This is a genomic window from Fervidobacterium changbaicum (assembly GCF_004117075.1).
GTDB classification, from domain to species: Bacteria; Thermotogota; Thermotogae; order Thermotogales; family Fervidobacteriaceae; genus Fervidobacterium; species Fervidobacterium islandicum.
This window is the reverse complement of record NZ_CP026721.1, coordinates 2,122,235-2,136,573: the sequence shown is the minus strand read 5'-3', so window position 1 is coordinate 2,136,573 and position 14,339 is coordinate 2,122,235. Positions and strand designations below refer to the sequence as shown.

The following is a 14,339-nucleotide window of genomic DNA, read 5'->3' as shown; positions in this document are numbered from 1 at the left end:
GTGATCATTGAACTGTTACAGCTGTTCCCAAGTACGCTTTAATAACTTCCTCGTTATTTACCACATCCTGTGTTGTTCCCTCTGCGATCTTTTTGCCGAAGTTGATCACGGTTATTCTGTCTGATATATCAAGGACCATTCTCATATCGTGCTCAATGAGAAATACCGTAATGCCGTTGTCTCTTATCCTAATGATTTTCTCTTTAAGGATATCTGATTCCTTCTCCGTTAAACCCGCAGCAGGTTCGTCGAGAAGGAGTATTTTTGGCTCCGTCATAAGTGCTCTTCCTACATCAATAAGTTTTTGAAAACCATAAGGAAGCGTTCCAGCGTAAACTCCCAATATGGTCTTAATACCAAGCAAATCGGCAACTTCTATGGCTCTCAATCTCGCTTTACGTTCCTCTAAAGTAAATCTATTTGTGTAGACAATTTCATCGAAATGATTGTATTGAAGTTTCGAATGATAACCGAGCATCAAGTTCTGCAACACGGTCATGTACTTGAAGATAATGATATTTTGGAAGCTTCTTCCAAGACCATGATAGACTCTTTTGTGCACTGGTAAGTGTGTGATATCCTTGCCGTCAAGAAGGACTCTACCATCGTGTTTTACTAAGCCGGATATAGCATTAAAAACCGTTGTTTTTCCCGCTCCGTTAGGACCTATTAACGAATGTATCGTTTTATCTTTAACCTCCATAGTAAGGTTGTCAACAGCAACAAGACCCGAAAACCTTACACTTATATTCTCAAGTTTTAGCATCTCTTCTCAACTCCTGTCTTTATTGTTCTTGTCGCTAAACAGCTCTCTATGAGACGTACTTTTACTTACAAAAGCCGCGGGCTTCATCGGGAGGGGTCTGTAATTAACCTTAACCTTGTAGCCCGCGGCGTACCACTCTTAGTAGCCAGCTGTTTGGTATATAGTTTCTTTATAGTATTGGAATTACGGTGATCACGGCCTGATTAAATCAGTAAGAGGTACAAACTGTCCATTTTTCACAACCATGAAGTACATGGACGTCTTACCGCGTCTGATATTCGGACCCCACGTGATATCTTTGGCAAGTATACCGTTCCAGTTCTTGAAGCTTTCAAGTGCTTTTACAAGCCCTTCTCTTGTTAGGTTCTTTCCTGCCCTGACCAAACCTTCCGTGAAAACTTCAGCGGCAATGAAACCTGCAACTGCGTAGGACGACATAACTTCTTTTGGGTACGTCTGTTGGTAAATGGAAATTGCCCTTTGATAGTCTCTTACAAATTCTGGTCTGTCTGGTGTTGCAAGTGGTACCCAACCAGTGAAGATGATACCTTCAGCGTACTTTCCAGCAAGTGTTATAAATGATGGGTCTGCGTTCGGATATATCGTAATTATCTTGCTGTTGAGACCGTAGTCACGAATGGTCTTTATCCAGCGGATTGTATCTGTAATTAATCCGTAAATAACTATCACATCTGGGTTCTTTTCAAGAAGTTTTACAACAAGCCCGCTGTAATCCGTATCTGCTGGATTGTAAGAAATTTCTACAATTGGCTTCATCTTGTAGTCTTCCAGCTTAGCCTTGAACGCTGCGTATCCTTCCAAACCAATATCGTTGTTCATGTAAATAATCCCCGGGTTCTTGAATTTTGCAATCTCTCCGACGTACTTGGCAATCAGTGTTCCTTCAAGTGTATAGTCTGGTTGGACTCCGAAGATGTACTTTTTCGGTGGGATAACAAGTTTTGATGTACCTGCACCTTGGTACACGAATGGAACTTTGTTCTGCTCAAGGTAATCCATAACCGCTAAACAACCGTACGTTCCAAGTCCACCAACTATTGCAAAGACTTTGTCTTGTTCAACTAACCTCTTGACTTCAACAACAGTTTTTGCCGGGTTGAGTTGGTCGTCAGCAATTATGAGCTCTATCTTTCTTCCGTAAACTCCGCCTCTGCTGTTAATCCAGTTGAAATATGCCTTCATACCTTTGCTCATCTCTTGGCCAATAATCGCATATGGACCGGACAGTGCTTGGAAAGTTCCAATGACTACTTTGTCATCGTAAACCCCAACTTCCGCAAACAAGCTTACCAAAAATACAAGCATAAGAATAACACTTAGAAACTTTTTCATATGACACACCTCCTCTGATGGAATAGGAAAAGCTTAAAATCAGATTAATCCTAGTTTTTGGGCTTCTTTGGTTAAATAATCGCGAAAATCCGGATGGGCCACCGATATCAGTGCAAGTGCACGTTTACGCGTTGGTAGTCCTCTAAGTCGCACAGCACCCCACTCTGTTACAACATAATCAAGTTCTTGCCGTGGGACTGTTACCGGCGAACCTTGAGGGAGCAGTGGTACTATCGTTGAAATTTGTCCGTCTTTTGCAGTTGACCTTATCGCAATGATGCCTTTTCCATCTTTGCTCTTTACAGCTCCCCTGTGAGTATCAAGCTGACCTCCAGTACCACTGTAATGACTGGTTCCTATCGCTTCCGAACATACGTTTCCAGTTAAATCAACCATAAGTGCAGTGTTTATACTAACCATCTTTTCATTTTGTGCGATTACGAATGGATCATTCACGTAGCGTCCTCTTAAAAACAATACAGCTGGGTTATCATCGATGAATTTATACATTCTCTCACTGCCGTAAGCAAACGTACAGACAAATTTCCCGTTCCAAAGCGTCTTTCTTTTATTCGTTATGGCACCAGCTTCAAAGAGATCTATCATGCTTTCGGTGAACATTTCCGTGTGGATGCCCAAATCTCTTTTCTCAACCAGAAATTTTGCAACGGCGTTTGGAATTCCTCCAATACCAAGCTGGATAGTGGAGCCATTTTCTATTAGTTCAACAATATGCTGTGCTATTTTCTCCTCTACTTCAGCTGGTTCAAGAAGTTCGGCTTGTGGCAAAGGATAGTCTACTTCGATTATGTAATCAACTTCAGAGATGTGAACATGTGTATCACCATGTGTTCTCGGCGCGTTGGGATTCACTTCGAGGATAACTATATCAGCATTCTCAAGCACATCCTTTTCGTAAACAACGCTCGCCGACAGCGTGAAGAAACCTTTCTCATCCATGGGAGACGCTACACCAACGAAAACGTTGACTTTTGTGGACTGTATCAAATTCACTCCAGCTTGGTGCAGGTTATTTGGAACGTAGTATGTGTTCTTCGAAAGCTTTCGATTGAAGGGTCCAAAAAACCAAGAATAGTTGTAGAATCTATTGGAATATTCTTCTTTTGAACAAAATTCATAAGGTTCTGTGTTCAAACACGTGAAAACTTCCAATCCGCTCGCTTGCGTTCGATGAAGGTTTCTGAGAAAAACCTTAGGTTCCATAGGAGTCATTCCGACAACTATTGTCCAATTGTCCTGTAGGATTGAGAGTACGTTTTCGATATTTGTGAGTCTTTTTTGATATTCATCTTTGAAATCCACGCTACTTCACCCCCAGCCCTTCCGACAGGTAAACAAAGATCTCCTCTAAGAAATGTTCCAATTTTTTTGTATCTGTAACCTTACCAGCAAGAACATATCTTTCGCCCAAGTAGTGACCGATTCCCATGAAAATCATGGCGATGTAACTTAGAATACGTTCGGAATCTACATTATCAAGGTGTTCCATGTCCAAGTCCAGTTGACCATCTTGAATTGCAGTTTTCAGGGCTTTGCAGTAGGATTGAAAGATTGAAGAGTAGTATTCTTTTGCGATCTCCAAGTCAAGCGATTGACTTTCTCTCACGATTTTGTACATACTCGCATGGCTTTTGAAAAACTGAACAAAAGCATACAATCCAGCAATTTCCTGAATCAACCTTGGGTAATTCTTAACATTTTCCAGCGCCTTTCTGACGTTGTACCTTAATCCCTTGTTTATCCATCGAACCAGTTCACGTAAGATTTCCTTTTTGTTCTCAAAGTACAGATAAATAGTTCCAACTGCAATTCCAGATGACCTTGCGATGTCGTATATCTGTGTTTTTTGGTAACCATAAGTGCCAAAGAGCGTTTCTGAATTCGCAAGTATTAGTTCTCGCTTTTCGTCAATTTCTAGAACGTGCTTTTCTGGTTTGAATTCAAATATTTCCTTAGGAAGTTTTCGGGAACCTTTTTCTTTTCTTTGAAGACCGTTCATGATAAGTGAGATAAAGGCTTTCGGCTCTACTTCAACGTTCAAAAGATCGCCAAAGTTCACTACAAACCTTATAGGTGACCAGAAATAGAACTGCCCAACATCCGTTAGCCCATACTTTTCTGAAACAGAGTATATGAGCTCTTCGAACTCGTTTCGTAGCCATTCAAAATGGTACTCGTTAAGGTGAATCGCTTGAATTAAATCTTTGTTTAACCTACAAAATTCGAAGTATTTCAAAGCAACTTCCGTTATAGAATCACCATTTAGCGTTGTTTTGAGATTTTCCATCAATTCATCAACAATTTCTCTGAACAATTCGTCTTTATTAATGTAGTATTGATAAAAAGCGGCGGTGCTTAGACCAGCATGTTTAGCGATCTGAGAAATGGACACATCAGCAAAATTGTTTTCACTAAAAAGCTTAATAGCAGCCATTTTAAGCTTGCCTTTTGATTCAATTCCATCTACGCGCTGAGGTATTCGTTTCATCTTTTTTGAACCATTAGATAATTGTTCATCTTTCAAAACGTCTTTTTTCAATACCGGTCCCTCCACACCTTCCCTAAGTGATTCAGTAAACATGGTAAATAATTCATGCTTTACAAAGAATTCGAATGTACTACATTCTGAAAGCGGTAGCAACTTGTTGATATCCCACACCGGATGTTAAGAAAATGACCACTTTTCCTTTCAACTCCTCGATTTTCCCTTCATCGAAAGCGTCGTCGTAAGCCATGTATACACACGCAGAGCCCGTGTAGCCGTATTTGTGCATAATCATGTGCGCTCTTTCAACAGGTAAGCCCAATATCTCCATAACCTTCTCTATCGTCTTCTTTCTCACCTGCGTGAAGAAAATCATGCCTATCTCGTCCTTCGTGATACTGTATTTCTCCATGAGCCTATTAATCAGCATCGGCCAGCCTTCTTCGTTAACCGTCGACGGATATGCTGCCCTAAGGTCTAATTTGTGGAGGCCTCTTTCGAAACCTGCCAAATTCATTGTACCAGCACCCATATAAATTCCCCAATTCTGCCACCAGCTGCCATCAGCACGTGCCACACTACCTATGTATCCTGGTTCATCAGATGACGTAAGTAAAAGTGCACCTGCACCATCGCTGAAAAGCGCTTCCCAAGAATATTTCCAACTTAAGAATTTCGTCATTGCGTACGTGCCTATTACAAGGACGTTTTTGTAATCCCCCATAGCGATGTATCTCGCAGCGATGTCGAGCATTAGTGCTCCATTCGCACACGAAGCATTCACGTTGAATGCGAGAGGTTCTGCCTTGTGTGCGCCTATGAGATACTGCACTCTCGGTGCATCCGGTGGGGATACAGATTCCGGAGTATCTGTACCAACGATTATTAGGTCAACTTCCTCAGGCTTCATACCGACTCGTGCAAGTGCTTTTTTTGCAGCTTCCGCTGCCATATATGTAGGTGTTTCCCAATCTTCAGAAACATGTCTGTGGTTGATACCAATCACATCAGAAAAATACGGATCGATAGTGAACATCGTAAGCTTTTCGAACTCAGCATTCGTCATGACTTTCTGCGGAACGTACATGCCTGAAGAAATGATCTTAGCGTACTTCATAACCAAACCTCCTATTCTTAAATAAAAATGTATTCTAACAAATACTTCGTTGAAAGGTGAATCATATGTCATATTTCATGTGAATCACCTTTCACATTATAACACCCGTAGCACGAAAGAACGATATATCGAAATAAGGAGTATTCCGGAAATAAATCGAAAGAGGTGATAATAGAAGTAGTATATTCTAAATATTGTAGTGTTTCTTCCTTATCCTGACTCTCGGAATGGGAAATAAAAATCCCGCCCTCAATGGGCGGGAAGTTGAAGCAACTTACAAATCTAAAGAACTCTCAAATCTCAAGGTAATTTTTTATATTACTATTTTCGTCAATAACGGGAACAATTTTCCCTTCTTTGGAAGTCATTATTATCACCATACCTGGTCCATGACCGGTCTTAAAACAATCTGAATGGACTACGACACCTATCGAAAGTGCTCCGCCTTTGTAGCCTCCAGCTCCATAGCCATTATAGTGGTCTGATATAGCAACTAAATCCCCGATACGCACTTTGTCAAGACCATACTTTTTTATTTCCTCCTTATCGAGCGTATTCATATCGTAGTCGGTTGCTGCAGGATTACCTGCCCCTATACCAGAGCCTGTCAAATGCGCAGGAACTACAGCGGTAACTGGCACGTGGAGTTTTCCTTTCTTGAGCTTTATTGGAATTTTTTCAAACAGGCATGGGTCTATGTTCATAACCTTCACTTCTGGATAATCAAGAAGTTCCAAACCCTGCCCCCACGCTTTTATCTGTATCTTATCACCAATTGCTAACTTTTCCTTTTCAGGGAACCAAATAAGAATGTGATCTATACCTCCATGTTTTCCAATCACGTAGCCTTTCATGCCTTTTGCATCTCCGGATACTACCGTTGCTTCATTTCCTATGCATGCAAGAGCCATGCATGTGGGATTCAAATCTTTGTCTTTGTTCTTTGTGCTAACATCAGGTTCGATGTGATCACCGTGCATTTTGAAAGCGTTATCACCAAGCCCGAAGTTGTAAGTAATGCCTCCAACTCCCGGAAAGTAGAACGAATTACCATCACCATCGACAACAGGCATGCGAACCACAGGATGCGCTACTTCAACCAATATCGAAAGCTGGACAACCTGGTCTTTGTTGGTTTTAAGTATATCCGTTGTTTTCTCTTTTTTTAGTTCACCCATGTCTTCATCTCCCTTCCATCTGTAAGGCTCTTCGAAAAACGATCTATGCAATTTTTACCACTTGCTAATGTGGATTTTCTTTTCATCAACTTCTTCCAAAACGTGTGTGTCTTTTTGCTCGTCAGGATAACCGATACCTATCACGCACAAGACCCTATAACCTTCCGGAATGTGAAGTATTTCTTTAATCTTGGCTTCAACGGAAATACCATCTTGGAAACGTTCGTGTGCGTGACCCCAGCAACTGCCAAGTCCGTTTTCAACGCACAGAAGCTGTATGTATGTGGCCACGATAGAAGCATCTGAAAGCCAGGTAGAACTAACTTCGTTTGCTGCAACAACGATACATGCAGGTGCTGTTTCAAGAAATGAAAACGCACCCTGCCTTGCTCTCTTAATTTCTTGGATCTTATCTCTATCAGTCACAATAACCAGATCAACAGGTCTTGAGTTTCGGCCACTTGGAGCTAACAGGGAGTATTTTGCAATCTGTTTTAATAAATCGAAAGGCACGCTTTCCTGTTTAAATTTCCTTATACTTCTTCTTTTCAAAATCACTTCCCGAAGTTCCATTCTGTTCCCTCCCCTCAAAAAACAAGTTGAAAGATTAGTTCGCTATTCAAACTTTCCAATATTTATTATACTACTTGTCTTAAGTTTTTGAACGATAAAAAGAAAGCTGTACACTATGTTGAAATGAGAAACTTTTCGTCAAATATCAAAGGGAACCGCTAAGCCTCAAATTTAAACGTTTTTTGGGATATTTTCCTAAACTTGACAAAACCGATTTCAAATGGTAAGCTCAAGTTAGACAGTTGAATACTATTAGCCCGAGGGGAGCTCCTGAATGCGGGGCTGAGAGGAAGGAGTCAATCCTTCGACCCTTCGAACCTGATCCGGGTAATACCGGCGGAGGGATTGGGCAAAAATGTGAGACAACTTGTATTACAAGCAGAAAATCAAATGTAGAAAGGTCCCTCCGAAGATGAAATTCGGAGGGACTTTTTTTTACACACTAAAAAAGGAGGTTGAACAACTTATGGGGAAAGATCTTACGATTTCAAAGCTCATTGTTGAGAACTTCTTCGAAAAGCTTTCAAACGCCTTGGAAGTTGATGTGGCAATTGCCGGATGTGGTCCTAGTGCTCTCACGCTTTCACTGGAGCTATCTAAGAAGGGCTACAAAGTTGCTATTTTTGAAGCAAAAAACGAGCCTGGTGGAGGTATTTGGGGCGGTGGAATGATGTTCAACGAAGTCGTGCTGGAATCTGAACTGGAAGGTTATCTTAAAGAACTCGGTATAAGGTTCAAAAAATTCGACGAGTTCATCGTTACCGATTCTGTTCATCTTGCTTCAGCCCTGCTCTACCATACAACGCTTGCAGGGACGATGATTTTCAACAACGTGTTTGTCGAGGACTTGGTGATGTACGATAGGAGAGTTTCTGGAGTCGTAATCAACTGGACACCAACTTTAAGGGAAAAGCTACACGTTGATCCAATAAGCATTGTCTCAAAGTTCACGGTCGATGGAACAGGTCACCCAGCCAATCTCGTGAAATTGCTATCAAAACGTGGGATAATTTCATCCATTGGTGGTTCCACCGAAGCTTCCTACAACTTCGGAATAGTCGGATACGAGTTTCCGATGGATGCAGAAAACGGCGAAAGATTTGTTGTTGAAAATACAAGGGAAATCTACCCCGGATTGTACATTGTCGGAATGGCGGCCGTGAGCGTTGGAGCAGGGCCAAGGATGGGACCGATATTCGGAGGAATGATAATGTCCGGTCTAAGGGCTGCCGAACTCATATCCAACGAACTAAGAAAGATGGGAGGGAGCGACGATGAGCGATAGGTTCATGACACAAATGCAGATGGCTCGGAACAATATAGTTTCTGAAGAGATGAGAATCTGCGCGTTGGGTGAAGGAGTATCTGTCGAAGTGATTATGGAAAAGCTGGCAAACGGTCAGGCTGTCATTCCAAAGAACAGATTGCACAACATCAGTAAACCGAAGGTTATCGGTTCTAATTTCTCAGTAAAGGTGAACGCGAACATAGGAACGTCTTTTGGGTACTCGTCTCTCAAGGAAGAACTGGAAAAGTTGAACGTTGCCCTTAGTGCCGGTGCTGATTCAGTTATGGTGCTATCAACTTGGGGTAATCTATCGGAGATGAGGAGAATCATCGTTGAGAACTCACCCGTACCCGTTGGCTCGGTTCCCATTTACGATTCGGCGGTCAAAGCATATGAGGAAGGAAAGAACGTCATCGATTTTTCAGAGAAAGATTTTATAGACATGGTTTATGCTCATGCCAAAGATGGCATAGATTTCATGACCATCCATGTTGGAATCACTAAGGATGTGTTAAAAAAGCTCAAAGACAGTAAGCGGATTCTAAAGATCGTGAGTCGAGGTGGGGCTATTATCGCAGGATGGATGATAAAGAACAATAGGGAGAATCCGTTCTATGAGCATTTCGATGAGATACTTGATATAGCTGCGGAATTCGACATCACGCTGAGCTTAGGCGACGGGATGAGACCAGGCGCTGTGGTTGATGCAACCGACCCTCAGCAGTTGGAAGAGCTCTTTGTCATGAGTCAACTTGTGGATAGGGCAAGGGAAAAAGGTGTCCAAGTGATGTTAGAAGGTCCTGGACATGTACCACTGAACGAGATAGAAACCAACGTGAAGTTGATGAAAAAGATAGGTAAGGGAGCTCCCATATTCTTACTTGGCCCACTTCCGACAGACCGGGGAGTGGGGCATGATCACATAGTGAGCGCAGTTGGAGCTGCCTTCGCTGCTTATCACGGCTGCGATTTCATCTGTTACGTAACTCCTGCCGAACACGTGGCACTACCGGATGTAGAAGATGTTAAGTACGGCGTAATTGCTTCAAAGATAGCTGCGGTTATCGCTGATGTTGCAAGGGGCAATAAGAAAGCGCTGGAATTGGAACATCAAATGGCTTTGGCTCGAGCAAGATTCGATTGGAACAAAATGTTCGAACTCGCGATACATTCCGAGGATGCAAAAAAGAAACTGAAATCCAGACCATACGAGTCTGAAGGATGTTCCATGTGCGGTCCTTTTTGTGCTATTAAAGTCACTAAAGATTTTTCGGAAGGTAAGATAACAGTTATGATGTAACTGTTCAGGTGATGTGGCACTATGAGCTTGAAAAGAAAAAGAAAATGTGTTTCTACAAGTTTAATTCGAGCTAATGTCTCGCTTCTCAAAACTCTTCCAAATTCAACGCATTACGAACTTACCTTTTTCAAAAAGGAGGACCTTCCAGTTGTCCTTGATTTTTTAAATGAGAAGGGTGCTACTTTTGGTATTCACGCACCGTTTGTTTTCAGATACCAAGCTGTTCATCCCAATCCATCTTCGCTTTCAACCGAACTAAGAAAAGAAACTTATGAAAAGAACGAACAATGCTGCAAATTAGCAAAAGAGATAGGAGCTGAGTATGTCGTAATCCACTTTCCAAACGCAAAGCAAACAGAGAATTGGTTGAAGGACAAAAATATCTTGAAGGAAGCAATTGAACACGTTAGAAATCTGAGCAATTATTGTCAGGTAAGAATAGAAAACGTTTACTACAACGAATATTTCCACAACGCAAAAGACTACAGGTGGTTTCTCGAGCAAACTGGTACAACTCTCTGTCTTGACTTAGGCCATCTGTTACTCGATAGCGAACGATACGGCTTTAGCACTGTGGAGTTCGTGGATGTTGTTGAAGAATACATCTCCGAAGTGCACCTTTACTACGCTGATTCAAAGGTTTACGAAAAGTGTCACCATGCCCCTTGGGGGTGTTCTGCGGAATTCAAAATACTACTCGAACGAATAAGGTCACTAAATTGCGATTTTACGCTTGAAGCATCGAACGATTGTCAAGAGGGACTTGAAAAACTTATAGCCTTTTGGGAGGGATTATGATGCTACTTGTGATATCTGGCTTTGACCCGTCTGCGGGAGCGGGTATACTTCAAGATATAAAGTCTCTTTCGCTTCTTGGGATAACGGCATTCGGGGTTGTAAGCTGTTATACCGTCCAAAATAGTGAAAGGGTTTTCTCTATAACTTTCAGGAAGTGGGAAGAAATTGAAAGAGAGTTGTCAGTTCTTCCGGAACCTAAGGTGATAAAAATCGGACTCATTTCGCCAGAGTTTGTAAAGCTTATAAGAGAGAAGTTCCCAAATGCCAAAATCATTTGGAACGTGATTCTTAGCTCAAGTTCTGGTTACTTTTTTGAATCTGCCGAAATAGTGAAGGAAAATCTTGATTACGCGGATCTTGTTGTTCTAAACAACAACGAAGCTGAAAAGCTTCAAGTTCTCCACATAGCAGAGCGCGATTCTGATAAGAAGTTCGTAATAACATTTGGACATTCGAACGATCATTCTGACAGAATTTCTGTTTTGTACTCGGGCAAGTACTTTGCAGAAGAAAGAATAATCCACAATGGTAAATCGCACTTTCACGGCACAGGTTGTGCATTCAGCAGTTTATTAGCAGGATTCATATATCTTGGATATCCACCGAACGAAGCCATAATTGAGACAATGAGAATCATGAAAAAGATTCTCATACTCAGCGGAAAGGAGGAACCATTGAGGCAAGTACAGACTGAAAAACTTGCTCGTGAATGGATGAAATATGAAGCTTTGGAAGAACTCGAAGAGATAGTCGAAGAGCTTGTGAGAATAGGAAAGTACACGGTACCTGAAGTTGGGCAGAACGTGTCGTATGCTCTACCTTGGTCAGAAAATGAATACGAAGTAGCCAAATTCCCCGGAAGAATTAGGCTCAAAGAAGGAATTCCAACATTTGTGTCAGGACCTGCTTTTAAGGACAAGTCACACACAGCAAGAATGTGTCTAACAGCAAAGAAATACGCCCCACAGATTAGATGTGTTAGTAACATTAGGTACCTCCCTGAATACATAGAAAACGCAGTGAATGCTGGGCTGAAAGTTTTCAAGTACGACAGAGCAAGTGAACCAGATGAGGTTAGAAATGAAGATGGAAAATCGATGGAATGGATGATAAAAAGTGCTGTGAGAACTTCGGAACAGATACCGGACATCATTTACGACGAAGGATGGTTTGGAAAAGAAGCAATGATAAGAGTTTTTGGAAGAAGTCCAAAAGATGTTATGGAGAAGATCAAAAAGGTCGTCGGAAAAACAACTCAAGTTAGGTTATAAAGAAACTCAAAAAACATTTTCTTAAGATAATTAAAAGTACTTCGGTTAGAAAAATAAAGAGAGTCGTTCACGGTCCATTCGTTAATTACGATGTTTCGGATATCTTTGCCAAGATACTTGAAACGACTATTGCATATTGTCCAGTTGTTCAAAATTAAGTTTTTACCACTCAAAAATTGCGTCATTTCTCACTCAATTCAACAACAAGTGCCCCGCAAAGGGGCACTTGTTGTTGGTTTCATATTTTTTATTCAGCAAATTCTTCCGATTTTTTATTAATCGTTCTCACTCTTGGAACTCTATCAATGCGTACTTTCCGTTCTTTCTGTAGAGCATATTAATTTCTCCGGTATCGACATTCCTGAAAACGAAGAACTGATGTCCCATGACGTCCATTTGGGCAATCGCTTCTTCCAGCGAAGCTTGCATAAGATAAACTCTTTTTACACTGTCAATTTTGTCTTCTTCGTCTTCAATTTCATACCTGGGAGAAAGTTCTTCGGCCATCGCTTCTGTTAAACCTTTCACACTCGATTTGTGGTAGGACTTGTGCAGTTCTCTTTCTCTTTTAATTGCTTTTTCAAAATTATCACATGCGATGTCGATAACTCCATAAATGTCGTTTGCTTTTTCCTGGACAACAATATCCTTACCGTTAATGTGTGTCATCAATCTTAAGGTATAGTATGGTCCGTCTTTGTCAAAACGTGCTTCAATGTGCACGTCATCCCGTGAAACGAACATTCCTAGAGCTCTTTTCACCTTTTCAAGTTTTCTGTCGAGGTAACTTTCGATAGCTTCTGAGAGTTCAAAGCCGCGAGCGAATGTCTTGACGTCCATAGAATCACCTCCGTATGATTTGTTCGTTCAGCTCGGTCACAAGTTCCATCGTGTAGAAAGACAGAGTGATGAGGAAATATGAAACAGTTTTACCAACAAGTAATTTCTCTTCGCCAAGAATGAATTTCTTCGCAGTCAAAATCAATGCTATGATAAGTGCAACGGTTACAAGGAAAAGGAATGGAACGAAGTAAGACATGAAAGCAAAAATCAAAGTGAACGTAAGATAGAGATTGGCAAGTGCGTAAAGTTTTTCATCCGTATTCTTAAACCACTTAGAAATTACAATACTTACTCCAACAACACCTATAAAGAAGACAGTGTTCGCAATTCCAATGAAAACTTTAACCACCGGATGGTCAATGAAGAAAAACGCGTTCGAGATAATGGAGAGAACAAATCCTATTGAAAAAATCACGGCTGAGAACACGATAAAATCCTTAGAGGATTTTTCTTCAATAACGCTGTTCAAATAATCTTTAATCATCAATCAAAACCCCCTTCCAACAACTAGGCCGAAGACTTCTGGCCCAACATGAGCAGCTATTGCAGGTCCAATTCGCGCCACTGAGTGAACATTGAATCCTTTCAAAAGTTTGTCAAGATATTCTTTCATGTGAACAACTCCGTATCCACCAATTACTATCGGATTATCTACTTTTGCCATGAACTCTTTTGTTAGCTCTCTCATTCGGTTTATAAGTCCGTCATGGGTTCGTTCCATCCCGAGTGAAGCTGTATAACCTTCGTCGTTCGTTGTGAGTATAGGTTTGATTCTTAAAAGTTTTCCGAGCAACGCTTTAGCATGACCTATTCTTCCACCACGCTCGAGATACTCAAGCGAGGAAACGGAAAAAACTAATAGACTCTCCTTAACAAATGTATCAACTATCTCCTGAGTTACTTTGATGCCATTTTCGGCGGCGTTGATCACGCGCTGTAGCACGTAAGTTGTCTTTACACTACCACTCTTCGAGTCAAGGACAGTCACGTTTTTCAGTCTCTCATCTTTGACAATAGACGAGATGGTATCATATGTTCCACTCAATTTTTGCGAGATAGTGACCACGTAAACATTTTCGAATTCTTTAGAACATTTTTTCAACTTGTCCCTCATCATTTCTGGATTCGGTTGAGAGGTCGAAACCTTCGCCCCAGCGAGGCAAAACTCATAGAACTGTTCGTCAGTAATAGTAACTTTATCGATATATTCCTTACCGTCCACATACACACGAAGTGGAAATACGTCAGTTGGGACCCCGAAATCAAAGCCAGGCTGGTAATCTACAGAACTGTCAAAGAGGTAAATATTTTTCACACAGATCCACCTACCTCGTTGTGCAATAATA

The 14,339-nt window shown here is 41.3% G+C and carries 14 protein-coding genes and 1 riboswitch; of the genes, 4 read left to right on the top strand and 10 right to left on the bottom strand.

Annotated features, from left to right (window positions below; all coding sequences use genetic code 11):
- Nucleotides 1-4: 4 nt before the first annotated feature.
- The 7 genes from CBS1_RS09730 to CBS1_RS09700 form a co-directional block, all read right to left on the bottom strand.
- Nucleotides 5-766, bottom strand: a complete 762-nt coding sequence (locus CBS1_RS09730; RefSeq protein WP_090222387.1) for an ABC transporter ATP-binding protein — start codon at nt 764-766, stop codon at nt 5-7.
- A 192-nt stretch (nt 767-958) separates the two neighbouring features.
- Entirely contained in the window at nt 959-2,119 is a 1,161-nt protein-coding gene (locus CBS1_RS09725; protein ID WP_090222384.1) for an ABC transporter substrate-binding protein, read from the bottom strand.
- 39 nt (nt 2,120-2,158) lie between these two features.
- Nucleotides 2,159-3,442, bottom strand: a complete 1,284-nt coding sequence (locus tag CBS1_RS09720; RefSeq protein ID WP_090222382.1) for an acetyl-CoA hydrolase/transferase family protein — start codon at nt 3,440-3,442, stop codon at nt 2,159-2,161.
- Nucleotide 3,443: 1 nt separating this feature from the next.
- Nucleotides 3,444-4,679, bottom strand: coding sequence for a TetR/AcrR family transcriptional regulator (locus CBS1_RS09715; RefSeq protein ID WP_241685523.1), 1,236 nt, complete (start codon nt 4,677-4,679; stop codon nt 3,444-3,446).
- A gap of 79 nt (nt 4,680-4,758) precedes the next feature.
- The gene (locus CBS1_RS09710) at nt 4,759-5,742 is read right to left on the bottom strand and encodes a 3-oxoacyl-ACP synthase III family protein (RefSeq protein ID WP_033191088.1); all 984 of its coding nucleotides are present in this window, start codon (nt 5,740-5,742) and stop codon (nt 4,759-4,761) included.
- A 293-nt stretch (nt 5,743-6,035) separates the two neighbouring features.
- Nucleotides 6,036-6,920: a DUF4438 domain-containing protein gene (locus CBS1_RS09705; protein ID WP_052107252.1), complete on the bottom strand. Its 885-nt coding sequence runs from the start codon at nt 6,918-6,920 to the stop codon at nt 6,036-6,038.
- 54 nt (nt 6,921-6,974) lie between these two features.
- Nucleotides 6,975-7,493 (bottom strand): nitroreductase family protein, encoded by a 519-nt coding sequence (locus CBS1_RS09700; RefSeq protein WP_090222381.1) that lies wholly within the window; start codon nt 7,491-7,493, stop codon nt 6,975-6,977.
- Nucleotides 7,494-7,743: 250 nt separating this feature from the next.
- Nucleotides 7,744-7,856: riboswitch (TPP riboswitch) on the top strand.
- A 103-nt stretch (nt 7,857-7,959) separates the two neighbouring features.
- Here CBS1_RS09700 and CBS1_RS09695 point away from each other — a divergent pair.
- From CBS1_RS09695 to CBS1_RS09680, 4 genes are read left to right on the top strand one after another with little or no spacing between them, the layout of a single operon-like run.
- Nucleotides 7,960-8,778, top strand: a complete 819-nt coding sequence (locus CBS1_RS09695) for a sulfide-dependent adenosine diphosphate thiazole synthase (RefSeq protein WP_033192405.1) — start codon at nt 7,960-7,962, stop codon at nt 8,776-8,778.
- A gap of 4 nt (nt 8,779-8,782) precedes the next feature.
- The gene (gene thiC / locus CBS1_RS09690; RefSeq protein ID WP_090222414.1) at nt 8,783-10,081 is read left to right on the top strand and encodes a phosphomethylpyrimidine synthase ThiC; all 1,299 of its coding nucleotides are present in this window, start codon (nt 8,783-8,785) and stop codon (nt 10,079-10,081) included.
- A 21-nt stretch (nt 10,082-10,102) separates the two neighbouring features.
- Nucleotides 10,103-10,879: a TIM barrel protein gene (locus tag CBS1_RS09685; RefSeq protein ID WP_033191086.1), complete on the top strand. Its 777-nt coding sequence runs from the start codon at nt 10,103-10,105 to the stop codon at nt 10,877-10,879.
- Entirely contained in the window at nt 10,879-12,150 is a 1,272-nt protein-coding gene (locus CBS1_RS09680; RefSeq protein ID WP_090222379.1) for a thiamine-phosphate synthase family protein, read from the top strand. The genes CBS1_RS09685 and CBS1_RS09680 overlap by 1 nt, the downstream gene beginning before the upstream one ends.
- A gap of 285 nt (nt 12,151-12,435) precedes the next feature.
- Here CBS1_RS09680 and CBS1_RS09675 read toward each other — a convergent pair whose 3' ends face one another.
- Genes CBS1_RS09675 through CBS1_RS09665 form a run of 3 tightly spaced genes read right to left on the bottom strand, consistent with a single transcriptional unit; the run spans nt 12,436 to nt 14,308 of the window.
- A complete protein-coding gene (locus CBS1_RS09675; protein WP_090222377.1) occupies nt 12,436-12,990 on the bottom strand; it encodes a ribosome hibernation promotion factor in 555 nt (184 codons plus the stop codon).
- Between the two features lie 4 nt (nt 12,991-12,994).
- A complete protein-coding gene (locus tag CBS1_RS09670; protein ID WP_033191083.1) occupies nt 12,995-13,477 on the bottom strand; it encodes a hypothetical protein in 483 nt (160 codons plus the stop codon).
- A 3-nt stretch (nt 13,478-13,480) separates the two neighbouring features.
- Nucleotides 13,481-14,308, bottom strand: a complete 828-nt coding sequence (locus tag CBS1_RS09665; protein ID WP_090222376.1) for a DegV family protein — start codon at nt 14,306-14,308, stop codon at nt 13,481-13,483.
- Nucleotides 14,309-14,339: the final 31 nt, after the last annotated feature.

What these genes read in the sequence shown, in the direction of transcription:
- CBS1_RS09730 (WP_090222387.1), bottom strand. Translation starts at nt 766, where the DNA reads ATGCTAAAACTTGAGAATATAAGTGTAAGGTTTTCGGGTCTTGTTGCT.
- CBS1_RS09725 (WP_090222384.1), bottom strand. Translation starts at nt 2,119, where the DNA reads ATGAAAAAGTTTCTAAGTGTTATTCTTATGCTTGTATTTTTGGTAAGC.
- CBS1_RS09710 (WP_033191088.1), bottom strand. Translation starts at nt 5,742, where the DNA reads ATGAAGTACGCTAAGATCATTTCTTCAGGCATGTACGTTCCGCAGAAA.
- CBS1_RS09705 (WP_052107252.1), bottom strand. Translation starts at nt 6,920, where the DNA reads ATGGGTGAACTAAAAAAAGAGAAAACAACGGATATACTTAAAACCAAC.
- CBS1_RS09700 (WP_090222381.1), bottom strand. Translation starts at nt 7,493, where the DNA reads ATGGAACTTCGGGAAGTGATTTTGAAAAGAAGAAGTATAAGGAAATTT.
- CBS1_RS09695 (WP_033192405.1), top strand. Translation starts at nt 7,960, where the DNA reads ATGGGGAAAGATCTTACGATTTCAAAGCTCATTGTTGAGAACTTCTTC.
- thiC (WP_090222414.1), top strand. Translation starts at nt 8,783, where the DNA reads ATGACACAAATGCAGATGGCTCGGAACAATATAGTTTCTGAAGAGATG.
- CBS1_RS09685 (WP_033191086.1), top strand. Translation starts at nt 10,103, where the DNA reads ATGAGCTTGAAAAGAAAAAGAAAATGTGTTTCTACAAGTTTAATTCGA.
- CBS1_RS09680 (WP_090222379.1), top strand. Translation starts at nt 10,879, where the DNA reads ATGCTACTTGTGATATCTGGCTTTGACCCGTCTGCGGGAGCGGGTATA.
- CBS1_RS09675 (WP_090222377.1), bottom strand. Translation starts at nt 12,990, where the DNA reads ATGGACGTCAAGACATTCGCTCGCGGCTTTGAACTCTCAGAAGCTATC.
- CBS1_RS09670 (WP_033191083.1), bottom strand. Translation starts at nt 13,477, where the DNA reads ATGATTAAAGATTATTTGAACAGCGTTATTGAAGAAAAATCCTCTAAG.